Source organism: Actinomadura sp. KC216, assembly GCF_004348535.1.
Classification (GTDB): domain Bacteria; phylum Actinomycetota; class Actinomycetes; order Streptosporangiales; family Streptosporangiaceae; genus Spirillospora.
The window spans coordinates 18,320-39,520 of record NZ_SMJX01000027.1 but is presented as its reverse complement, the minus strand read 5'-3'; the positions used below and the strand labels follow the sequence as shown (position 1 = coordinate 39,520).

17 protein-coding genes are annotated in these 21,201 nt (G+C 71.9%); 14 read left to right on the top strand and 3 right to left on the bottom strand.

From position 1 onward, the window contains the following. Positions 1 to 3: 3 nt before the first annotated feature. The 4 genes from mnmA (at position 4) to E1264_RS07470 (ending at position 6,765) form a co-directional block, all read left to right on the top strand. Positions 4 to 1,080 (top strand): tRNA 2-thiouridine(34) synthase MnmA, encoded by a 1,077-nt coding sequence (gene mnmA / locus E1264_RS07485; RefSeq protein ID WP_132170958.1) that lies wholly within the window; start codon positions 4 to 6, stop codon positions 1,078 to 1,080. 51 nt (positions 1,081 to 1,131) lie between these two features. Continuing rightward, positions 1,132 to 2,136: a methionine synthase gene (locus E1264_RS07480; RefSeq protein ID WP_132170956.1), complete on the top strand. Its 1,005-nt coding sequence runs from the start codon at positions 1,132 to 1,134 to the stop codon at positions 2,134 to 2,136. Positions 2,137 to 2,188: 52 nt separating this feature from the next. Continuing rightward, positions 2,189 to 4,360: an NAD-dependent DNA ligase LigA gene (gene ligA, locus E1264_RS07475; protein ID WP_132170954.1), complete on the top strand. Its 2,172-nt coding sequence runs from the start codon at positions 2,189 to 2,191 to the stop codon at positions 4,358 to 4,360. Positions 4,361 to 4,617: 257 nt separating this feature from the next. Beyond that, positions 4,618 to 6,765, top strand: a complete 2,148-nt coding sequence (locus E1264_RS07470; RefSeq protein WP_132170952.1) for a bifunctional diguanylate cyclase/phosphodiesterase — start codon at positions 4,618 to 4,620, stop codon at positions 6,763 to 6,765. Between the two features lie 19 nt (positions 6,766 to 6,784). Here E1264_RS07470 and E1264_RS07465 read toward each other — a convergent pair whose 3' ends face one another. Continuing rightward, positions 6,785 to 7,030 (bottom strand): DUF6458 family protein, encoded by a 246-nt coding sequence (locus E1264_RS07465; RefSeq protein ID WP_132170950.1) that lies wholly within the window; start codon positions 7,028 to 7,030, stop codon positions 6,785 to 6,787. Positions 7,031 to 7,161: 131 nt separating this feature from the next. Here E1264_RS07465 and E1264_RS07460 point away from each other — a divergent pair, with 131 nt between their 5' ends. From E1264_RS07460 to gatB, 4 genes are all read left to right on the top strand, one after another. Beyond that, positions 7,162 to 7,524 carry a hypothetical protein gene (locus tag E1264_RS07460; RefSeq protein WP_132170948.1) on the top strand — a complete coding sequence of 121 codons (363 nt, stop codon included), beginning with the start codon at positions 7,162 to 7,164 and terminating at the stop codon, positions 7,522 to 7,524. Positions 7,525 to 7,611: 87 nt separating this feature from the next. Further along, positions 7,612 to 7,911 (top strand): Asp-tRNA(Asn)/Glu-tRNA(Gln) amidotransferase subunit GatC, encoded by a 300-nt coding sequence (gene gatC / locus E1264_RS07455; protein WP_131964287.1) that lies wholly within the window; start codon positions 7,612 to 7,614, stop codon positions 7,909 to 7,911. Positions 7,912 to 7,913: 2 nt separating this feature from the next. After that, positions 7,914 to 9,407: an Asp-tRNA(Asn)/Glu-tRNA(Gln) amidotransferase subunit GatA gene (gene gatA / locus E1264_RS07450; RefSeq protein ID WP_207935772.1), complete on the top strand. Its 1,494-nt coding sequence runs from the start codon at positions 7,914 to 7,916 to the stop codon at positions 9,405 to 9,407. Positions 9,408 to 9,421: 14 nt separating this feature from the next. After that, a complete protein-coding gene (gene gatB / locus E1264_RS07445; RefSeq protein WP_132170975.1) occupies positions 9,422 to 10,906 on the top strand; it encodes an Asp-tRNA(Asn)/Glu-tRNA(Gln) amidotransferase subunit GatB in 1,485 nt (494 codons plus the stop codon). 1 nt (position 10,907) lies between these two features. Here the strand turns inward: gatB and E1264_RS07440 are convergent, their stop codons facing one another. Further along, positions 10,908 to 11,999 carry a PQQ-dependent sugar dehydrogenase gene (locus E1264_RS07440; protein WP_132170944.1) on the bottom strand — a complete coding sequence of 364 codons (1,092 nt, stop codon included), beginning with the start codon at positions 11,997 to 11,999 and terminating at the stop codon, positions 10,908 to 10,910. Between the two features lie 436 nt (positions 12,000 to 12,435). On the opposite strand from E1264_RS07440, the gene E1264_RS07435 reads away from it, so the two are divergent. The 4 genes from E1264_RS07435 to ilvC all read left to right on the top strand — a co-directional run bounded on the left by E1264_RS07435 (position 12,436) and on the right by ilvC (position 18,882). Then, positions 12,436 to 15,291, top strand: coding sequence for a GGDEF domain-containing phosphodiesterase (locus E1264_RS07435; protein ID WP_132170942.1), 2,856 nt, complete (start codon positions 12,436 to 12,438; stop codon positions 15,289 to 15,291). Between the two features lie 238 nt (positions 15,292 to 15,529). Beyond that, the gene (locus E1264_RS07430) at positions 15,530 to 17,293 is read left to right on the top strand and encodes an acetolactate synthase large subunit (protein ID WP_132170940.1); all 1,764 of its coding nucleotides are present in this window, start codon (positions 15,530 to 15,532) and stop codon (positions 17,291 to 17,293) included. 5 nt (positions 17,294 to 17,298) lie between these two features. Next, the gene (gene ilvN, locus E1264_RS07425) at positions 17,299 to 17,823 is read left to right on the top strand and encodes an acetolactate synthase small subunit (RefSeq protein WP_132170938.1); all 525 of its coding nucleotides are present in this window, start codon (positions 17,299 to 17,301) and stop codon (positions 17,821 to 17,823) included. Positions 17,824 to 17,898: 75 nt separating this feature from the next. Beyond that, positions 17,899 to 18,882: a ketol-acid reductoisomerase gene (gene ilvC / locus E1264_RS07420; RefSeq protein WP_132170936.1), complete on the top strand. Its 984-nt coding sequence runs from the start codon at positions 17,899 to 17,901 to the stop codon at positions 18,880 to 18,882. A gap of 72 nt (positions 18,883 to 18,954) precedes the next feature. Here the strand turns inward: ilvC and E1264_RS07415 are convergent, their stop codons facing one another. Beyond that, positions 18,955 to 19,746 carry a hypothetical protein gene (locus E1264_RS07415; RefSeq protein ID WP_207935771.1) on the bottom strand — a complete coding sequence of 264 codons (792 nt, stop codon included), beginning with the start codon at positions 19,744 to 19,746 and terminating at the stop codon, positions 18,955 to 18,957. A 139-nt stretch (positions 19,747 to 19,885) separates the two neighbouring features. Here E1264_RS07415 and E1264_RS07410 point away from each other — a divergent pair, with 139 nt between their 5' ends. Together E1264_RS07410 and E1264_RS07405 are read left to right on the top strand one after the other, a co-directional pair. Beyond that, entirely contained in the window at positions 19,886 to 20,479 is a 594-nt protein-coding gene (locus E1264_RS07410; protein WP_132170934.1) for a PadR family transcriptional regulator, read from the top strand. After that, positions 20,476 to 21,192, top strand: a complete 717-nt coding sequence (locus E1264_RS07405) for an ABC transporter ATP-binding protein (RefSeq protein WP_132170932.1) — start codon at positions 20,476 to 20,478, stop codon at positions 21,190 to 21,192. Before E1264_RS07410 ends, E1264_RS07405 begins: the two co-directional genes overlap by 4 nt. Positions 21,193 to 21,201 lie beyond the last annotated feature (9 nt).

Here is a 21,201-nt window from a genome sequence, read left to right as displayed (position 1 = left end):
GTTATGGCTCTTCGCGTACTCGCCGCCATGTCGGGCGGCGTCGACTCCGCCGTGGCCGCCGCCCGCGCCGCCGAGGCCGGGCACGACGTCACCGGCGTCCACATGGCCCTGTCCAGCAATCCGCAGTCGTACCGGACGGGCGCCCGCGGCTGCTGCACCCTCGAGGATTCGAGGGACGCGCGCCGCGCCGCCGACGTGATCGGCATCCCCTTCTACGTGTGGGATCTCGCCGAGCGCTTCCACCAGGACGTGGTGGAGGACTTCGTCAGCGAGTACGCGGCCGGGCGCACCCCGAACCCGTGCCTGCGCTGCAACGAGAAGATCAAGTTCGCGGCGCTGCTCGACCGCGCCAGGGCGCTCGGCTTCGACGCGGTCTGCACCGGCCACTACGCGCGGCTGGACGGCGGCGTCCTGCGCCGCGGCGTCGACGCGGGCAAGGACCAGTCGTACGTCCTGGCCGTCTGCACGCCCGAGCAGCTCGCGCACGCGCTGTTCCCGCTCGGCGACACCTCCAAGGCCGACATCCGGCGGGAGGCGGAGCGGCGCGGGCTCCAGGTGGCCGACAAGCCCGACAGCCACGACATCTGCTTCATCGCCGACGGGGACACGCGCGGCTTCCTCGCCGAGCGGCTCGGCACGGCGCCCGGCCCGATCGTCGACACCGACGGCAACGAGGTCGGGCGGCACGACGGCGCCTACGCGTACACGATCGGGCAGCGCAAAGGGCTGCGGATCGGCACGCCCGCGGCCGATGGGCGTCCGCGCTACGTCCTGGACATCTCCCCGGTCACGAACACGGTCACGGTCGGGCCGCGCGACTCGCTGGACGTCCACGAGATCACCGGCGAGCGCCCGGTGTGGCTGAGCGAGCCGCCGGCCGGGCCGTTCGGCTGCGAGGTCCAGCTCCGCGCGCACGGCGAGGTCCACGCCTGCACGGCCGAGCGGGACGGCGACGCGCTGCGCATCCGCCTGGCCGCCCCGGCCCGCGGCGTCGCGGCGGGGCAGGCCGCCGTCCTGTACGACGGCGACCGCGTGCTCGCGTCCGCGACGATCGCCGACACCGCCCGCGTCCCCGCCTAGCCGCGGGCGCGGCGGCGCGGACGTGATCGCCGCGCCGATAGGGTTTCACCTGTGACGACGAGCTATCCGTGGCAGGCGGGGACGGCGACCGGGATCGGGTCGTATCCGGGCGATGACCCGGCGGAGGCGCTGCGTGTCGTCTTCGGTGAGCTGCCCGAGCTGCCGCATCTGCCGGAGCTGCCCGCGCGCGGTCCCGGCGCCGACATGACGGGACGGACGGCCGCGCTGCTGGTCGACATGCCGATCCACGTGGAGCCGTCCGGGTGGCGGTTCTCCGACCGTCCGGGGCGCGACACCGCCAGGTCCCGCGACCATCTGGCCCGCGACCTGGACGTCCTGGAGGAGGTCGCGGGCGGCCACGACGGCCCGTTCAAGATCCAGGTGTGCGGGCCGTGGACGCTGGCCGCGACGATCGAGCTGAAGCACGGCGACCGGGCGCTCAAGGACCCGGGCGCCGTCCGCGACCTGGCCGCCTCGCTCGCCGAGGGCGCCGCCGCGCACGTCGCGGACGTCCGGCGCCGCCTGCCCGCCGCGGAGATCGTCCTCCAGCTGGACGAGCCCGCCCTGCCCTCCGCACTCGCCGGGACGGTCCCGACCGCCAGCGGCTTCTCCCGGCTCCGCGCGATCGAGGAACCCGTCGCGGAGAACACGCTCCGCACGGTCATCGAAGCCACCGATGCCTTCACGATCGTGCACTGCTGCGCGCGGAACGTGCCGTACGCGCTGCTGCGGGGCGCGGGCGCGAAGGCGATCTCGGTCGATCTGAGCCTCGTCCCCAGGCGCGACGACGACGCGCTCGGCGAGACGATCGACGCGGGGACGGGCCTTCTCCTCGGCGCGGTGGGCGCGACGGACACCGTCCTGCCGTCCCTCCAGGCGACCGCCGAACCGGTCCGGCGGCTGTGGCGGCGGCTCGGTTTCCCGCCCGCGCAGCTCGCCCGGCAGGTCGTGATCACCCCGGCGTGCGGCATGGCGGGCGCGTCGCCGCGCCACGTCCGCGAGGCCCTGAAACGCTGCCGCGACACCGCCCGGATGATCTACGAAGCCGCCGACTGACCTGGGGCGCGGCGGGCTCGTATTGTCGGAGGTGAAGGCGACAATATGGGGTATGACGATGAGCGATGACGGGGTTCCGAGCGAGGCGCGGAAGCGGCATCTTGAGCTGAGCCGGGAGATCGACGAGGCCAACTACCGCTACTACGTCCTCGATCAGCCGACGCTCACCGACGCCGAGTACGACGCCCGGATGCGCGAGCTCGGCGGCCTGGAGGAGCGGTATCCGGAGCTGGTCACGCCCGATTCGCCGACCCAGCGGGTCGGCGCGCCGATCATCACCGACTTCGCGACCGTCGAGCATCTGGAGCGGATGCAGAGCCTCGACAACGCGATGAACGACGACGAGCTCCAGGCGTGGGACGAGCGCGTCGTCAAGGAGGTCGGCACGGTCGCGGGCTACCTGTGCGAGCTGAAGATCGACGGGCTGGCCATCGCGCTGACCTACGAGAGCGGGCGGCTCGTCCGCGGCGTCACGCGCGGCGACGGGCGCACCGGCGAGGACGTCACCAACAACGTCCGCACCATCGCCGACATCCCGTCCCGGCTGGAGGGCGAGGGCTGGCCGGACGTCCTGGAGGTCCGCGGCGAGGTCTTCCTCCCGGTCGACGGGTTCGAGCAGGTGAACGCCGCGCAGGTCGAGGCCGGCAAGGAGCCGTTCGCGAACCCGCGCAACGCCGCCGCCGGGTCGCTGCGGCAGAAGGACCCGCGGATCACCGCGCAGCGGCCGCTCGGCATGCTCGTCCACGGGTTCGGCGCCTGGCGGGGCGGGACGCAGCCGGAGAGCCAGTCCGGCGCGTACGAGCTGATGCGCGGCTGGGGCCTGCCGGTCAGCGACCGGTACAAGGTGCTCGGCGGGATGGACGCCGTCCGCGAGTACATCGCCGGGTACGGCGAGAACCGGCACGCCACCGCCTACGAGATCGACGGCGTCGTCGTCAAGGTCGACCAGTTCTCCCTCCAGCGGCGGCTCGGGTCGACGAGCCGCGCGCCGCGCTGGGCGATCGCGTGGAAGTACCCGCCGGAGGAGGTCAACACCAAGCTGCTCGACATCAAGGTCGGCGTTGGCAGGACGGGCCGCGTCACCCCGTACGGCGTGATGGAGCCGGTGAAGGTCGCCGGGTCGACCGTCGAGCGCGCCACGCTGCACAACGCGAGCGAGGTGAAGCGCAAGGGCGTGCTGATCGGCGACACGGTCGTGCTCCGCAAGGCCGGCGACGTGATCCCCGAGATCCTCGCGCCGGTGACCGCGCTGCGCGACGGCTCGGAGCGCGAGTTCGAGATGCCGTCGCACTGCCCCGAGTGCGGCACCGAGCTGGCCTATGAGAAGGAGGGAGACGCCGACATCCGCTGCCCGAACACGCGGTACTGCCCCGCGCAGCTGCGCGAGCGGATCTACTTCCTGGCGAACCGCAAGGTGCTCGACATCGAGGCGCTCGGCTACGTCGGGGCGACGGCGCTGACCCAGCCGCTGGAGCCCGCGGAGCCGCCGGTCAAGGACGAGGGCGACCTGTTCCACCTGACCGTGGAGCAGCTGCTGCCGATCAGGAGCCTCGTCCTCGACCAGAAGACGGGCACGTCCAAGATCGATCCGAAGACCGGCGAGCCGAAGGTCGTGTCGTTCTTCGCGAACACGGAGGGCGAGCCGAAGAAGACGGTCGAGATCCTCTTCGAGGAGCTGGAGAAGGCGAAGCGGCAGCCGCTGTGGCGGGTGCTGGTGGCGCTGTCGATCCGGCACGTGGGCCCGGCGGCCGCGCAGGACCTCGCCCGCGAGATGGGCTCGATGGACGCGATCGCGAACGCCTCCGAGGAGGAGCTGGCGGCGGTGGACGGCGTCGGCCCGACGATCGCCGCGTCGATCAGGGCGTGGTTCGAGGTCGACTGGCACCGCGAGATCGTGGAGAAGTGGCGGGCCGCGGGCGTCCGGATGGAGGACGAGGGCGCGGCGGGCCCGCGCCCGCTGGACGGCGTGACCGTGGTGATCACCGGGTCGCTGGAGGGGTTCAGCCGCGACTCGGCGACCGAGGCGGTGCAGCGGCTCGGCGGCAAGGTGTCCGGATCGGTGTCCAAGAAGACGGGCTTCGTGGTCGCGGGCGACAGTCCAGGGTCGAAATACGACAAAGCGGTCAAGTTGGGTATACCGGTCTTGGGGGAAGAAGGGTTCCGTGTTCTCCTCGCCGAGGGGCCGGATGCGGCCAAGGCCGTAACCGTCAGCGCCGAAGCATAACGCCGCGTGGTCAAACCCTTGCCACCAGGATTGCGTTACTCAGGGGTACACTTCAACTACCCAACGGGGAGTGGCGGGACAGGGTCGGGCATAACGGAACGTACCCAAATGGTTTCGCGAAGTTGAGCAAAGGCCGTACCCTCCCTCTCATCACGACCTACACCTGAATCTCCGGACGAAACACCCGGGGGGCGTCCCCCGAGGTCGGGGACGTCCGGTGCCGGGGGCCGACCCCCCAACCTCCCCCCGAGGATGTGATGAAGGACCCGAACAACACACGGAACACGGCGCCGCGCCGTGGCTCCCCGTTGTGGATCTACTTCGTCGTCGTCATCCTGCTCGGCGTCGCCGCGGGCGCCGCCGCGTTCTCCGGGCTGACCGGCGACGACCTGGACGCGCTCGCGAGCACGCCCGTGTTCTGGATCCTCGGCTGCTTCATCATCTTCGGCGAGCTCCGGCCGATCATCACGCCCGGCTCCACCGAGAACAACGGCGCGACGACGTCCACCACCTTCTCCTTCGCGGCGCTGCTGTACGCCGGGCTGCCGATCGCCGCCGCGCTGCAGGCCGTCGCGGTCATCACCTGCGGGATCTTCCGCGGCCGCACCCCGCACCGCATCGCGTTCAACGTCGCCCAGTACACCCTCAGCCTCGCCGCCGCGCAGCTCGTCCTCGCCCTGTTCGGCAACCTCGCCACCCCCACGAACCTGTGGGTCCCCGACGGCGCCGACCTGCTCGCGATCGCCCTCGCCGGCACCGTCTACTTCATCTGCAACGACACCCTCGTCGGCTCCGCCGTCGCGCTGCACGAGCGGGTCTCGCTGATCAAGGCGCTCCGCTGGGACCTCGGCTACCAGGTCCTGGTGCACCTGGCGCTGCTCGGCCTGGCGCCGCTCATGGTCGTCGCCATGGACCGGTCCGCCGCGTTCGTGCCGCTGATCGTCCTGCCGTTCATCGCCGTGTACCTCAACGCGTCGGTGTCCGTGCGGCGCGAGCACCAGGCGCTGCACGACGGGCTCACCGGCCTCCCCAACCGCAAGCTCCTGATCGTCCGGACGGAGGAGGCCCTCGCCGAAGCCCGCGGCGCCGAGAAGCGCGACACGGAGAAACGCGGCACGAAGAAGGGCGCCGCCGGGAAGCTCGCGGCCCGGCCCGGTTTCGGGCCGCGCCTGCGCAAGCCCGCCGACCCGCAGCACCGCGCCGGGCTGTTCCTCCTCGACCTCGACCGGTTCAAGGAGGTCAACGACACCCTCGGGCACCCCACCGGCGACCGCCTCCTGCAGCTGGTCGCGCACCGCCTCACGCACAGCGTCCGCCCCGGCGACCTCGTCGCCCGGCTCGGCGGCGACGAGTTCGCGGTGCTGCTGCCGTCCGTCCGGGACGAGGCCGCCGCACGCGAGGTCGCCGTCCGGCTGCGCGCCGCGCTCAGCGAACCCGTCCGGCTGGACGGCATGTCGTTCGACCTGGAGGGCAGCGTCGGCATCGCGCTGTTCCCCGACCACGCGCCCGACTTCGAGCTGCTCCTGCAGCGCGCCGACGTCGCGATGTACAACGCCAAGGAGGCCCGCTCCGGCGTCGAGATCTACTCGCCCCGCAAGGACCGCAACTCCCCGGCCCGGCTGAGCATGCTCGGCGACCTGCGCCGCGCCATCGACCGCTCCGAGCTGGAGCTGTTCTACCAGCCCAAGGTGTCGCTGAGGGACGGCCATCTCGTCGGCATGGAGGCGCTGCTGCGCTGGCGCCACCCCGACAAGGGCATCCTCGAACCCGAGGCGTTCCTGTCGGTCGCGGAGCAGACGTACCTGATGCGCTCGATCACCCACCACGTCGTCACGGCTGCGCTCGCGCAGGCCGCCGCCTGGTGGCGCGAGGACCTCACCGTCCAGGTCGCGGTGAACGCCTCCGGACGCGACCTGTTCGACACCGGCCTCACCGAGACGATCGAGGAGGGCCTGCTCGCCCGCGGCCTGCCCGCCGCCGCCCTCCAGCTGGAGATCACCGAGCGGATCCTGATGAACGAGCCCGCCTACGCCTCCGACACCGTCGGCTCGCTCGCCGAACTCGGCATCCCGCTCAGCCTGGACGACTTCGGCACCGGCTACTCCTCGCTCGTCCGGCTCAACCGCCTCCCGGTCGAGGAGGTCAAGATCGACTCATCGTTCGTCGGGCGGCTCGCCGAGTCCACCGAGGACGCCGTGATCGTCCGCTCGATCGTCGACCTCGTCCGCACCCTCGGCCTGCGCTCCGTCGCCGAGGGCGTCGAGGACCCGGCCACCGCCCGGATGCTCCGCGAGATGGGCTGCGACGCCGCCCAGGGCTGGCACTTCGGCCGCCCCATGGACGCCGAGACCGCCACCGACTGGCTCCGTCGCCACATGCAACGCGCCCCGGAACCAGCGGCGTGAAAACCCTCAGGCGACCCGCTCAGTAGGGGCGGCGGCGGGTCTCGTAGTCGTCGTAGTACTCCTCGCGGACGTGCGGCGGGGGACGGCGCTCGACCGCGCGGCGGGCCGAGACGATCCGGATGATGCCGATGACGAGCCCGATCAGGCCGCCGACCATCAGGATCACGCCGACGAGCCTGATGTCGACGCCGCTGAGTTCGTAGTTGACCGCGTAGGCCAGGATCGCGCCGATGATGAGCAGGGCGATGCTGCCACCGATGGTCACGGCGCCCTCCTCTCGTCGTCCGGGGTGGTTTGTACAACCGTTCCCGCCACCAGGATCTGAAACGGCACGCCGTGTCCGGTCTTTACAGATCGGTTAACGGCGTGCGGAGGCGGGCGCTAGGATCCGGCGCCATGAACAATGCCGCGCGCGGAGTGATCCTTGCCTTCGGCCTTCTGGGCATGGGGTTAATGTTCATCGTCATGGTCAGCTCGATCGACGACGGCGGGACCGGGCAGGACTTCGACCTCAAAGACCTGGCCAACGTGCTGAGCGCCGGGCTCGGCATGGTGTCGTGCGCGGTCGTCGCCGGCGCGGCGCTGTCGGGCATGGCGCCGCCGAAGCCGAGGACGGTGGCCTTCCCGTACCAGCAGCAGGCCCAGCCGTACCCGCAGCAGAGCGCGGTCCCTCAACAGGGCGCCGTTCCGCAGCAGTACGCGCCGCAGCAGCAGTACGGGCAGCAGCCGCAGGCGCCGCAGCAACCCCGCCAGGACTGAGCGCGCCGCATAAAGCGGTCGGGTGGATCGGGGCGCGGCCCATAGGATGGCCGGTGAACCCAACACTTCGCAGGAACGGTTTCTCTCATGTCCGCCATCACCCGTGACGAGGTGTCGCATCTCGCCCGGCTGTCCCGGCTGGCGCTCGGCGATGACGAGCTCGACCATCTCGCCGCCCAGCTCGACCAGATCATCTCCGCGGTCGCGCGGGTGCAGGAGGTCGCCGCGGAGGACATCCCGCCCACCTCGCACGCGCTGCCGCTGACCAACGTCTACCGGACGGACGAGGTCCGCCCGTGCCTGCCGCCCGAGCAGGCCCTCGCCGGGGCCCCGGCCGCCGAGGAGCAGCGTTTCCGGGTACCGCGGATCCTGGACGAGGAGGCGTGACGATGCTGGTCAAGAAGACCGCGGCCGAACTCGGGGAACTGCTCGCCGCCGGTGAGGTGTCGGCCGTCGAGGTCGCCGAGGCGCACCTGGACCGCATCGCCGCCGTGGACGGCCAGGTCAACGCGTTCCTGCACGTCGACCGCGACACGACGCTGGCGCAGGCCCGCCGGGTGGACGAGCGCCGCGCCGCCGGGGAGGAACTCGGCCCGCTGGCCGGCGTCCCCGTCGCGCACAAGGACGTGTTCACCACCAAGGACATGCCCACCACCGCCGGGTCCAGGATCCTTGAGGGGTGGCGGCCGCCGTACGACGCGACCGTCACGGCCCGGCTCCGCGAGGCCGGGCTGGTGTTCCTCGGCAAGACGAACATGGACGAGTTCGCGATGGGCTCCTCCACCGAGAACAGCGCCTACGTCGTCTCCCGCAACCCGTGGGACCTGGAGCGGGTCCCGGGCGGGTCGTCCGGCGGGTCGTCGGCGGCCGTCGCCGCGTACGCGGCGCCGCTGGCCACCGGCACCGACACCGGCGGCTCGATCCGCCAGCCCGCCGCCGTCAGCGGGATCGTCGGCATGAAGCCCACCTTCGGCGGCTCGTCCCGCTACGGCGTGATCGCGTTCGCGTCGTCGCTCGACACGCCGGGCCCGTTCGCGCGGAACGTCCTGGACGCGGCCCTCCTGCACGAGGCGTTCAGCGGCCACGACCCGATGGACTCCACGTCGATCGCCGAGGCCGTCCCGCCGGTCGTGGAGGCGGCCCGCCACGGCGACGTCGACGGGCTGCGCATCGGCGTCGTCAAGGAGTTCGCCGGCGACGGCTACCAGCCGGGCGTGTCGGCCCGCTTCAACGAGGCGGTCGAGCTGCTGGAGTCGCTCGGCGCGAAGGTCGTCGAGGTGTCCTGCCCGCACTTCACCTACGCGCTGCCCGCCTACTACCTGATCGCGCCGTCGGAGGCCTCGTCCAACCTGGCCCGCTTCGACGCGATGCGCTACGGCCTGCGCGTCGGCGACGACGGCACCCGCAGCGCCGAGGAGGTCATGGCGCTGACCCGCGCCGAGGGCTTCGGGGCCGAGGTGAAGCGGCGCATCATGCTCGGCACGTACGCGCTGTCGTCCGGCTACTACGACGCCTACTACGGCAAGGCGCAGCAGGTCCGCACGCTCATCAAGCGCGACTTCGAGACCGCGTTCGAGCAGGTGGACGTGCTGGTCTCGCCGACCACGCCGACCACCGCGTTCCCGATCGGCGAGCGCGCCGACGACCCGGTCGCGATGTACCTGGCCGACCTGTGCACGATCCCGGTCAACCTCACCGGCAACGCCGCGATCTCCGTCCCGTGCGGGCTGTCCGACGGGCTGCCGGTCGGGCTGCAGATCATGGCGCCCGTCCTCGGCGACGACCGCATCTACCGCGTCGGCGCCGCCGTCGAGCGGGCCCTCGAAGACCGCTGGGGCGGCCCGCTCCTGGCCAAGGCTCCAGAACTGGTGGAGGCGAAGTGAGCACCCCGACCTTGATGAGCTACGACGAGGCGCTCGCGCGGTTCGAGCCCGTGCTCGGCATCGAGACGCACATCGAGCTGGGCACCGCGTCGAAGATGTTCTGCGGGTGCCCGACCGGGTTCGGCGCCGAGCCGAACACGCAGGTGTGCCCGGTGTGCCTGGGGCTGCCCGGGTCGCTGCCCGTCACCAACCACGCCGCGATCGAGGGCATCATCAAGATCGGCCTCGCGCTGAACTGCGACATCGTGGAGTGGTGCCGGTTCGCCCGGAAGAACTACTTCTATCCGGACATGCCGAAGAATTTCCAGATATCGCAGTACGACGAGCCGCTCTGCGTGGACGGCCACCTCGACGTGGACGTCGACGGCGACACCTACCGCATCGAGATCGAGCGCGTCCACATGGAGGAGGACACCGGCAAGTCGCTGCACGTCGGCGGCACCACCGGGCGTATCCACGGCGCCGAGTACTCGCTGGTCGACTACAACCGGGCGGGCATCCCGCTGGTCGAGATCGTGACCAAGCCGATCGTCGCGACCGGTGACAAGGCGCCGCTCGTGGCCCGCGCCTACGCGACGGAGCTGCGGGAGCTGGTCCGGTCGCTGGGCGTGTCGGACGTGCGCATGGAGCAGGGCTCGATGCGCTGCGACGTGAACGTCTCGCTCATGCCGCGCGGCGCGACCGAATGGGGCACGCGCAGCGAGACGAAGAACGTGAACTCGCTGCGCTCGGTGGAGCGGGCCGTCCGGTCGGAGATCGAGCGGCAGGCGGGCGTGCTTGCGGACGGCGGGCGCGTCGTCCAGGAGACCCGGCACTTCCACGAGGACACCGGCCGCACCACCAGCGGGCGCAGCAAGGAAGAGGCGCAGGACTACCGCTACTTCCCCGAGCCCGACCTGGTGCCGATGGCGCCGTCGCGGGAGTGGGTGGAGGAGCTGCGCGCCTCGCTGCCCGAGCTTCCGGCCGCGCGCAGGCGCCGCATCCAGAAGGAGTGGAGCCTGTCCGACCTGGAGCTGCGGGACGTCGTCAACGCCGGCGCCGTCGACCTCATCGAGGCGACGATCGCGCACGGCACCGACGCGACGTCCGCGCGGAAGTGGTGGATGAACCAGCTGTCCCGGCACGCCACCGAGCAGGGCGTCGAGCTGGCCGAGCTGCCCGTCACGCCCGAGCAGGTCGCCCGCGTCCAGGCGATGATCACCGCGGGGGAGTTGAACGACAAGCTGGCCCGCAAGGTGTTCGAGGGCGTCCTCGCCGGTGAGGGCACGCCGGACGAGGTCGTCGCCGCGCGCGGGCTCAAGGTCGTCAGCGACGAGGGGGAGCTCGCGTCCGTGGTCGACCAGGTGATCGCCGGCAACGCCGACGTGGCCGACAAGGTCCGCGCGGGCAAGGTCGCCGCGGCGGGCGCGCTGGTCGGCGCCGTCATGAAGGCGACCCGCGGCCAGGCCGACGCCGGGCGCGCCCGCGAGCTGATCCTGGAGAAGCTCGGCGCGTCCTGAGCTAGCGGACGGGGACGCTGATGATCCGGTCGTCGTCGCGGGCGGGCTCGCCGCGGCCGTCGTGGTTGCTGGTGGCGATCCAGACCGTCCCGTCCGGGGCCCGGACGGCGGCGCGGATCCGGCCGTACTCGGAGGTGTAGCGGGCGGCCGGGCGGCCCGTCCTGCCGTCGGCGAGCGGGACCTGCCAGACCCGCTCGCCGCGCAGCGCGGCGACCCACAGCGACCCGCCCGCGTAGGCGAGCCCGGACGGGGACGCCTCCCCCGTCGACCAGGTGAGCAGGGGGTCGGTGAACCCGTCGCGGTCGCCGACCCCTTCGACGTCGGGCCAGCCGTAGTTCTCGCCCTTCTCGATCAGGTTGATCTCGTCGAAGCGGTTCTGGCCGAACTCGGTGGCGAACAGGCGGCCCCTGTCGTCCCAGGCGAGGCCCTGGACGTTGCGGTGCCCGTACGTCCAGACGCGGTTGCCGAACGGGTTCCCGGGCGCGGCCTTCCCGTCCGGGGTGACGCGGAGGATCTTGCCGCCGAGGGATTCCTTGTCCTGGGAGAGCGCCTCCCGGCCGACCTCGCCGGTGGTGATGTAGAGCATCTTGTCGGGGCCGAACTCCAGGCGGCCGCCGTTGTGGTTGAAGCCCTTCGGGATGCCGGTGACGATGGGCTGCGGCGTGCCGAGACGCCCGTCGAAGGTGGCGCGGACGACACGGTTGTCGGACGCCGCCGTGTAGTACAGGTAGATCGTGCGGTCGGTGGCGTAGGAGGGGGAGACGGCGACGCCCATCAGCCCGCCCTCACCGCCGGGTTCCACGCCGGGCACCTTGCCGACCTGCTCCCACTCGCCGGACGGGGTGACCCGCACGAGGTTCGCGCTGTCGCGTTCGGTCACCAGCGCGTCGCCACCGGGCAGGAACGCGATCGCCCACGGCACCTTCAGGCCGCTGGCGATCGTCCGCGGCTGGCCCGGGCTCCCCGTCCCCGGTGTCGCGGTGGTGGTCAGCGGCGGTGGCGTGCGCGCACCGCCCTCCCCGTCGGACGAGTCCGACGAGCAGGCCGCCAGCAGCACCGCGGCCGTGGCCAGGACGATCGTGTGCAGTCGCATGAGCGCCTCCCGTAGGTAGTACGGATCCGAGCGACCCGCCGTTCCCGCACGCCTCCGGGCCCGGCCCGGATGTGGTCACTCAGCGTAATGCGGATCATGGCGGTACGTCGGGGATGTTCGCCTTTCGGGTGTCCCAAACCGTGATCCGACGAGGGTGTTTGTCGCCGGGAGGACGCCCAGCCTCAATCGCTCCGTGACCTACCGAACGTACATTGAGCGACACGGTGATCCCGTAGTGCAGCAATGTCGCTGATCTCCCGGCGGGCGAAGCCGGCGCGGCTCACCACCGGCCCGCGCCGATCCCGCGCGGGGCACGATTCAGGACCTTCCGACCGTTATCCGTGCGGGGAGGGTCGTGAACCCGTCAACTCCCCTGGCGCGATTCGGCGCACGCAGGGACTGGACGCTCCACCGGGGCAGGAAGGGACACGGCGCGATGAGCGGCGATTACGCCAGGCGGGTGCCGCCGCGTGCGCTGCCGGTCGCCATGGCCGCCGTCGTCGGCGTGCTGTACGCCACCGGCTCGCTGGCGGGCTGGGGCGGGCGCGCCTTCATCGCGTGGGCGGAGGTGGGCGCGGCGGGCGCCGCCGCCATCTCCCTGCTGCTGTCGTCCCGGCGGCCCGACGGCGTCCCCGCGGACGGCGGGCCCGGCGCCCTCTCCGGCGGCCTGTGGCGCGCGTCCTGGCGGTGGTACGGCATCGCCGCCGCGTCCTGGTTCCTCGGCGCGCTCGGCAGCGCCCTGTCGGACGCGCACGTCCGCAGCGCCCTCTCCCTGTCGGTACCCGACCTTTTCTACCTGTTCGCCCTGGTCGCGCTGGTCGTCGGGCTCGTGGCGCCGATCAGGCCGCCGCGCGAGGCGGGCGTCTGGCTGCGCTATGTCGCCGACACCTACGTCTGCGCCTGCGCGCTGTTCGTCCTCGGCTGGGTCGCCGTTTTCGGAACGCTCTACCACCGGTCGGGGGAGTCCCCGTCGGAGTTCCTGCTGGAGCTGCTCTACCCGCTGATCGACATCGTGTTCGTCTGCGGCGCGCTGCCGTTCGTCCTCGGCGCGGCGCGCGGCCACCGGCGGCTCGCCTGGATGGGGTACGGCGCGCTGACGGCCATCGCGGTCGCCGACATCGTGACGACGTTCGTCCGGCTGGACGGCGGCGACCCGGCGGGCGACCCGTCCGACATCCTGCGGCTCGCCGGGCTGCTGCTCCTGCTGCTGGTGCCGTGGACGGGCCCGGCCGCCGAGCCGGAGCTGCCGGTCGACGACATCCCCGAGGGCGAGACCGGCCCCGGGCAGGAGCGGTACGGCCGCATGATCGGCCCCGGGCTCGCGCCCGCCGCGGTCGCCGCCGCGGCCGGGCTGTTCATCGCGGGCCACTCCGTCACCGGGGAGAACGGCCTCGAACCCGGCATCTCGATCGTCGCGGGCTCGGCCGCGCTGGTGCTGCTCGCGCGGCTCGCGGGCCTGCTCCGGGAGAACGACGCGCTGCGCCGCGCCGTGGTGACCGGCGAGGAACACTTCCGTGCCCTGTCGGAGAGCATCAACGACGCGGTGCTCATCTGCGACATGGACGCCACCGTCCGGTACGCCAGCGCCGGAGCGCTCCGCACCTACCGCTACACGCCCGACGAGCTGCTCGGACGCCCGCTGAGCGACCTCATCCACCCGGAGGACCTGCCGCGCGTCCAGGACGTGTTCACCGAGTTCCTCCAGGACGACCCCGCGGCCGGGGAGGGGTTCCACGACGGCTTCCACGACGCCCTGCGCGTCTCGTGCCGGGTCCGCGCGGCCGACGGCACCTGGCTGCCGACCGAGTCCACGATCTCCCGCTACAGCGGCTCGGACGGCGCGCCCGCGCGGCTGCTGGTCACGACCCGCGACCTCAGCGAGCAGGCGGCGCTGCAGCGGCAGGTCGCGCACCTGACCTTCCACGACGGCCTGACGGGCCTGCCGAACCGGTCCTACTTCGAGGAGCGCGTCAGGGAGGTGCTGTCGCGGCACCCGTCCGGCGGCGAGGTCGCGGTCGTGTTCGTCGACCTGGACGGCTTCACCGCCGTCAACGACTCCGACGGGCACGCGGCGGGCGACCAGGTGCTGGCGCAGGCGGCGCGGCGGCTGCGCGCGAACGTCCAGGCCGACGACACCGTGGCGCGCTGGGGCGGCGACGAGTTCGCCGTGCTCGTCCAGCTCCCCCCGGACGACGGTGAGACACGCGCCACAGTCGAACTCGCCGGACGTTTGCTGCGTGTCCTTTCGGCCGACCCCTATCAGGTCGGCGACAAGCAGATCGTGCTGACGGCGAGTGTCGGGATCGCGTTCGCGGGCGACGACGAGGGGCCGCCCGGCGGCACCCCGGAGGCGGCCGGGCGCAGGCTCCGCCGCACCGCCGCCGACCTGATGCGCAACGGCGACCTGGCGATGGCCCGCGCGAAGGAGGCGGGCGGCGGGCGCGTCGAGGTGTACGCGCCGCACATGCACGCCGACGTCGTCCGGCGCCTCGAGCTCGGCAGCGACCTGCAGCGGGCGCTGGCCGAGGAGCAGTTCTCGGTCGAGTTCCAGCCGGTGGTGGACCTCGCGACGTCCCGGGTGACGGGCGTGGAGGCGCTGCTGCGCTGGTGGCGGGGGAGCGAGGCGGTACCGCCCGAGGAGTTCATCGGCCCGGCCGAGGAGGCGGGCCTGATGATCCCGCTCGGCGGCTGGGTGCTGCGGGAGGCGTGCCGCGAGGTCGCCCGCTGGCGCCGGGACTCGTGGGCCGTGGGCCTTTCGGTGAACTTCACCGCCCGGCAGATCGCCGCGCCGCGGTTCGTGGAGTCGGTCGCGGCGGCGCTGGAGGAGACCGGCCTGCCGCCGCACGCGCTGACGCTGGAGGTCCGCGAGGAGGTCCTCGTCGAGGACGCGGGCCAGAATGTGGAGCGCCTGGTGGAGCTGCGCGACCTCGGCGTCCGGCTCGCGATCGACGACTTCGGCACCGGATACGCCTCGCTGGCCTACCTCGGCCAGCTGCCCGTCGACATCATCAAGATCGACCCGTCCTTCGTGGCGGGCCTCGGCTCGGACGAGACCCTCACGCTGCTCACCCGGACGATCGTGCGGCTCGGCAGCGACCTCGGGCTGACCGTGGTGGCGGAGGGCATCGAGCGTCCCGAGCAGCTGGAGCTGCTGCGCGAGATGGGCTGCCCGCGCGGCCAGGGCTTCCTCGTGGCGCGCCCGATGGCGGCGGAGCGGGTCGAGTCGCTGGTGCGGACGAACCTCGAAGGCCGGGCCCCTTCCGGCGACGTCCCGCTGCCCCTTCCAGGCTGACCGTAACCCGCCACGAGTCTCAGCATGTGAGACAAACTGTCCAAGGATTTGACCGGTGGCCCGACATCGGCGAAAGTGGGGCTCGTGCAGAGCATCCTCGCCATTCTCGTAGTACTTGGTCGGCGCGCAGGCTGACCGAGCACCCTGACCTGCGCGCCTCCCCTCGACCGCCCACGGCGGCGAGGGTTTTTTGTTGCCCGGAGCCCCATTTTTTCTCTCCCCAAGGGAACGCAGAACCATGACGACCGAACAGATGACGGGAGCCCAGGCGCTGGTCCGCGCGCTGGAGAACGTCGGCGTCGACACCGTCTTCGGCATTCCGGGCGGCGCGATCCTCCCGGCGTACGACCCGCTGTTCGACTCCGCGAAGCTGCGCCACATCCTCGTCCGGCACGAGCAGGGCGCCGGCCACGCGGCGCAGGGCTATGCGATGGTCACCGGCAAGGTGGGCGTGTGCATGGCCACCAGCGGGCCCGGCGCGACCAACCTCGTCACCGCGATCTCCGACGCCTACATGGACTCGGTGCCGATCGTGGCGATCACCGGCCAGGTCGCCTCGTCGCTGATCGGGACGGACGGCTTCCAGGAGGCCGACATCGCCGGCATCACGATGCCGATCACCAAGCACAACTTCCTGGTCACCAAGGCCGGCGACATCGCCCGGACGGTCGCGGAGGCGTTCCACATCGCGGGCACCGGCCGTCCCGGACCGGTCCTCGTCGACATCGCCAAGGACGCGCTCCAGGCCACGGTCGACTTCGAGTGGCCGGTCGCGCTGCAGCTTCCCGGATACCGGCCGGTCACCCGCCCGCACTCCAAGCAGGTCCGCGAGGCGGCGCGGCTGATCGTCCAGGCGGAGCGGCCGGTGCTGTACGTCGGCGGCGGCGTGCTGAAGGCCGGGGCGTCGGCCGAGCTGAAGGTGCTCGCCGAGCTGACCGGCGCGCCCGTCGTCACCACGCTGATGGCCAAGGGCGCGCTGCCCGACAGCCACCCGCTGCACATGGGCATGCCCGGCATGCACGGCGCGGTCGGCGCGGTCGGCGCGCTGCAGCGCGCCGACCTGCTGGTCGCGCTCGGCGCCCGGTTCGACGACCGGGTCACCGGCAAGCTGGACGGGTTCGCCACCGGCGCCAAGATCGTGCACGCCGACATCGACCCGGCGGAGATCTCCAAGAACCGGCACGCGGACGTCCCGATCGTCGGGGACGCCCGCGAGGTCATCGCCGACCTGATCGTCGCCGTCCAGAACGAGCACGAGGCCGGGCGCAAGGGCGACTACGGCGACTGGTGGCGGCAGCTGGAGGCGTGGCGGGCCACGTACCCGCTCGGCTACGACACGCCGGACGACGGCTCGCTGTCCCCGCAGTACGTCATCGAGCGCATCGGCCAGATCGCCGGCCCCGACGCCTACTACGTCGCGGGCGTCGGCCAGCACCAGATGTGGGCCGCGCAGTTCATCAAGTACGAGCGGCCCGGCGCGTTCCTGAACTCCGGCGGCGCCGGGACGATGGGCTACGCCGTCCCGGCCGCGATGGGCGCCAAGGTCGGCGCGCCCGGTTCGACGGTCTGGGCGATCGACGGCGACGGCTGCTTCCAGATGACCAACCAGGAGCTCGCGACCTGCGCGATCGAGGGCGTCCCCGTCAAGATCGCCGTGATCAACAACGGGAACCTCGGGATGGTCCGGCAGTGGCAGACGCTGTTCTACGACGGCCGTTACTCCAACACGACCCTGCAGTCGGAGTCCGGGCTCGCCGCCAAGCGCATCCCCGACTTCGTGAAGCTCGCCGAGGCGTACGGTTGTGTCGGCCTGCGCTGCGAGAAGGCCGAGGACGTGGACGAGGTCATCGCCAAGGCGATGGAGATCAACGACGCGCCCGTCGTGATCGACTTCGTGGTGCACAAGGACGCCATGGTCTGGCCGATGGTCGCGGCCGGCACCACCAACGACGACATCAAGATCGCGCGGGACATGGCGCCCGAGTGGGAGAACGGAGACTGACCCCGATGAGCCTGCACACCCTGTCGGTGCTCGTGGAGAACAAGCCCGGCATCCTGGCCCGGGTCGCGGCGCTGTTCTCCCGGCGCGGCTTCAACATCGAGTCGCTCGCGGTCGGCATCACCGAGCACCCGGAGATATCCCGGATGACGATCGTGGTGAACGTCGAGGACCTGCCGCTCGAGCAGGTCACCAAGCAGCTCAACAAGCTGATCAACGTGCTCAAGATCGTCGAGCTGGACTCGTCGGCGTCCGTCCAGCGCGAGCTGGTGCTGGTCAAGGTGCGCGCCGACGCCGAGACGCGCTCGCAGGTGCTGGAGACCGTCCAGCTGTTCCGCGCCAAGGTGGTGGACGTCGCGCCGGACGCCGTCACCATCGAGGCCACCGGCAACCGCGACAAGCTGGACGCGTTCATCAGGGTCCTGGAGCCGTTCGGCATCAAGGAGCTGGTGCAGTCGGGCATGGTGGCCATCGGCCGCGGCGCCCGGTCCATCACCGACCGGTCGCTGCGCGCCATCGAGCGCAGCGCCTGACCGGCATCCGACCCGCGCGTGCGCTGACCGCGCGAAGAAATCACATCAACGAAAGGCAACAGCACTGTGGCTGAGATGTTCTACGACGACGCCGCCGACCTGAGCGTGATCCAGGGCCGGCACGTGGCGATCATCGGTTACGGCAGCCAGGGGCACGCGCACGCGCTCTCCCTGCGCGACTCCGGCGTCGACGTGCGGGTCGGGCTCCGCGAGGGGTCGCCCAGCCGGGAGAAGGCGGAGTCCGAGGGGCTGCGCGTCGTCACCCCGGCGGAGGCGGCCGAGGAGGCCGACCTGATCATGCTGCTGGCCCCGGACCACCACCACCGGGAGATCTTCGAGAAGGACATCCGCCCGGCGCTGGTCGAGGGCGACGCGCTGTTCTTCGGCCACGGGTTCAGCATCCGGTACGACCTCGTCCAGCCGCCGGAGGGCGTGGACGTGGCGATGGTCGCGCCGAAGGGCCCGGGCCACCTCGTCCGCCGCCAGTTCGTCGCCGGGCGCGGCGTGCCGGTGATCGTGGCCGTGGAGAAGGACCCGTCCGGCAACGCCTGGCCGCTGGCCCTCTCCTACGCCAAGGCGATCGGCGGCCTGCGCGCGGGCGGCATCAAGACGACGTTCACCGAGGAGACCGAGACCGACCTGTTCGGCGAGCAGACGGTGCTGTGCGGCGGCGTCTCCGAGCTGATCAAGACGGGGTTCGAGGTGCTGACCGAGGCCGGCTACCAGCCGGAGGTCGCCTACTTCGAGGTCCTGCACGAGATGAAGCTGATCGTCGACCTGATGTACGAGGGCGGCGTGTCGAAGATGTACTGGTCGGTGTCCGACAACGCCGAGTACGGCGGCTACAGCCGCGGCCCGCGCGTGATCACGCCGGAGACCAAGGCCGCGATGAAGAAGATCCTCGGCGAGATCCAGTCCGGCCAGTACGCCAAGGAGCTGGTGGACGAGTTCGAGGGCGGCCAGAAGCAGTTCGGCAAGTACCGCGAGGAGCTCGCCGAGCACCCGATCGAGAAGACGGGCGCCGAGCTCCGCCCGATGATGAGCTGGCTCAACGGCTGACCGTCCTCCAGCACGCGAGGCCGCTGACCGGCGTGTCGCCCCACGCGAACCGTGCGGGGCGGCACGCCGCGCTCATCGGGTGAGGCGGAGGCGGCGGAACCTGCTGAGCAGGGGCGGCCGTCCGGTGGTCTCGGCGACGGCCAGCGCCAGATGGCCGCCCTTGGTGAAGTAGACCCTGACGTCCTTGGCGTCGGCGGTGCGCCGCTGCTCGACGGTCTTCAGGTTCTCGCCGCGGACCGAGCCGAGGCGGGCCTCGCGCGTCACGCCGAGGGTCGTCGCGGTGACGTGCACGTCCCAGCGTCCCGGCTCGACGACGGCGGGGTCGGCGACGGCCTCGAACGCGCCGGGACGCTCCTGGCGGGGCTCGGCGAGGAAGCCGTGCTCCCGGCCGGACGTCCGTTCCCGCAGGATGACGTCCACGGCGGTCCGGTCGGTCTCGATGCGCTGCAGCGCCGCGAACCCGCGGATGCGGATCTTCCTGTTCTGCCAGGTGACGGCGTCCAGGCGGTGGTCGACGCCGACCTCGGCGGTGATGTCGGCGTCCTGGCGGGGGACGCCGCGCAGGTACGGGTACATGGCGTAGATCCGCCCGCCGACCACGACCGCGCCCGCCAGGATTCCCTTCGTCTCGTCGCTGATCAGCCGTTCCAGCTCGTCGTTCAGGCCGTGCTGGATGCAGAACGCCCTGAGCCGCACGGACGCGGGCATCGCGGCGCGGGCGGCGTCGCTGAGCCCCTCCTCGCCGATGACGCGGCGGGTGCCCTCCACGAGGCGCTCGCGCTGGACGCGGTCGAGGCTCAGGTAGCGGTGGTCGTACACGCGCAGGACGTCGCGCAACACGCTGATGGTGCAGTCCGAGGACACGGGTCTCTCCTGATTGGCCGGGGATCGGTGATTACGTTAAGCCTCCAGCTGATTGCACACAGTGAAATTCGCCTGGCGTGTCGCCCGGATGCATACTCGGTATTGCCCTAGCCATACGCGGTATGCATACTTGGTAGGTATGTCGATCCGTCATGGCCTCCTGGCACTGCTGTCCCAGGGGCCCCGCTATGGCTACCAGCTGCGCGCCGAGTTCGAGTCGTCCACCGGCGCCACCTGGCCGCTCAACATCGGCCAGGTCTACTCCACCCTGTCCCGCCTCGAACGCGACGAGCTCGTCACCCGCGTCGGCGCCGACGACGAGGGCCGCTTCGTCTACCGGATCACCCCGGCGGGCGAGGCGGACGTGCGGCGGTGGTTCGCCACCCCGATCGTCCGCGCCGACCGGCCCCGCGACGAGCTGGCGATCAAGCTGGCGATGGCCGTCACCACGCCCGGCGTGGACGTCGCCGAGGTCGTCCAGACCCAGCGCGGCGCCACCCTGCGCGCCCTCCAGGACCTCACCCGGCTGAAGGCCGACGCGCCCGCCGTCCCCGCCGAGCAGGGCGACCGTGCGTGGCGGCTCGTCCTGGAATCCATGATCTTCCAGGCGGAGGCCGAGGTGCGCTGGCTCGACCACTGCGAGACCTACGTGGCCCGCGCCACGCCTCCGGCACCGCCCCCGGCCCCGACCCCGAACGTCCCGGCGGCGACCGATGAGGAGGCACGCCGATGACCCTGCTCGCCCTGCGGGACGTCTCCCGCGACCACGGCACCGGGCCCGCCCTCGTCCACGCCCTCCGCGAGGTGACGCTCGACGTCGCCGCGGGGGAGTTCGTCGCCGTCATGGGGCCGTCCGGGTCCGGCAAGTCCACGCTGCTGACCCTCGCCGGCGGCCTCGACACGCCCACGTCCGGGCGGGTCGTCCTGGACGGCACCGACGTCGGCGCGCTCGGCCCGTCCGGACGGTCGGCCCTGCGCCGCCGCGCGGTCGGGTACGTGTTCCAGGACCTCAACCTCATCCCGAGCCTGACCGCCGCCGAGAACGTCATGCTGCCCCGCGAGCTCGACGGCGCCCGCGCCCGCCGGGCCCGCCAGGAGGCGCGGGAGGCGCTCGCGGAGGTCGGCGTCGAGGAGCTGGCCGACCGGTTCCCGGACGAGATGTCCGGCGGCCAGCAGCAGCGCGTCGCGATCGCCCGCGCGCTGGTCGGCGACCGGCGGCTCGTCCTCGCCGACGAGCCGACCGGCGCGCTCGACAGCCACACCGGCGAGGACGTCATGCGCGTCCTGCGCGCCCGCTGCGACGCCGGCGCGTCCTGCTTAATGGTCACGCACGAGTCCAGGCACGCCGCCTGGGCGGACCGGGTCGTGTTCCTGCGCGACGGCCGGATCGTCGACGCCACGCCCGCGCGCACCGGCCCCGAGACCCTCCTCCAGGAGGCGCCGTGAACCGCTTCT

What these genes read in the sequence shown, in the direction of transcription:
- E1264_RS07440 (WP_132170944.1), bottom strand. Translation starts at nt 11,999, where the DNA reads ATGCGACTGCACACGATCGTCCTGGCCACGGCCGCGGTGCTGCTGGCG.
- mnmA (WP_132170958.1), top strand. Translation starts at nt 4, where the DNA reads ATGGCTCTTCGCGTACTCGCCGCCATGTCGGGCGGCGTCGACTCCGCC.
- E1264_RS07460 (WP_132170948.1), top strand. Translation starts at nt 7,162, where the DNA reads ATGAACAATGCCGCGCGCGGAGTGATCCTTGCCTTCGGCCTTCTGGGC.
- gatB (WP_132170975.1), top strand. Translation starts at nt 9,422, where the DNA reads ATGAGCTACGACGAGGCGCTCGCGCGGTTCGAGCCCGTGCTCGGCATC.
- gatC (WP_131964287.1), top strand. Translation starts at nt 7,612, where the DNA reads ATGTCCGCCATCACCCGTGACGAGGTGTCGCATCTCGCCCGGCTGTCC.
- gatA (WP_207935772.1), top strand. Translation starts at nt 7,914, where the DNA reads ATGCTGGTCAAGAAGACCGCGGCCGAACTCGGGGAACTGCTCGCCGCC.
- E1264_RS07405 (WP_132170932.1), top strand. Translation starts at nt 20,476, where the DNA reads ATGACCCTGCTCGCCCTGCGGGACGTCTCCCGCGACCACGGCACCGGG.
- ilvN (WP_132170938.1), top strand. Translation starts at nt 17,299, where the DNA reads ATGAGCCTGCACACCCTGTCGGTGCTCGTGGAGAACAAGCCCGGCATC.
- E1264_RS07430 (WP_132170940.1), top strand. Translation starts at nt 15,530, where the DNA reads ATGACGACCGAACAGATGACGGGAGCCCAGGCGCTGGTCCGCGCGCTG.
- E1264_RS07435 (WP_132170942.1), top strand. Translation starts at nt 12,436, where the DNA reads ATGAGCGGCGATTACGCCAGGCGGGTGCCGCCGCGTGCGCTGCCGGTC.
- ilvC (WP_132170936.1), top strand. Translation starts at nt 17,899, where the DNA reads ATGTTCTACGACGACGCCGCCGACCTGAGCGTGATCCAGGGCCGGCAC.
- ligA (WP_132170954.1), top strand. Translation starts at nt 2,189, where the DNA reads ATGACGATGAGCGATGACGGGGTTCCGAGCGAGGCGCGGAAGCGGCAT.
- E1264_RS07410 (WP_132170934.1), top strand. Translation starts at nt 19,886, where the DNA reads ATGTCGATCCGTCATGGCCTCCTGGCACTGCTGTCCCAGGGGCCCCGC.
- E1264_RS07470 (WP_132170952.1), top strand. Translation starts at nt 4,618, where the DNA reads ATGAAGGACCCGAACAACACACGGAACACGGCGCCGCGCCGTGGCTCC.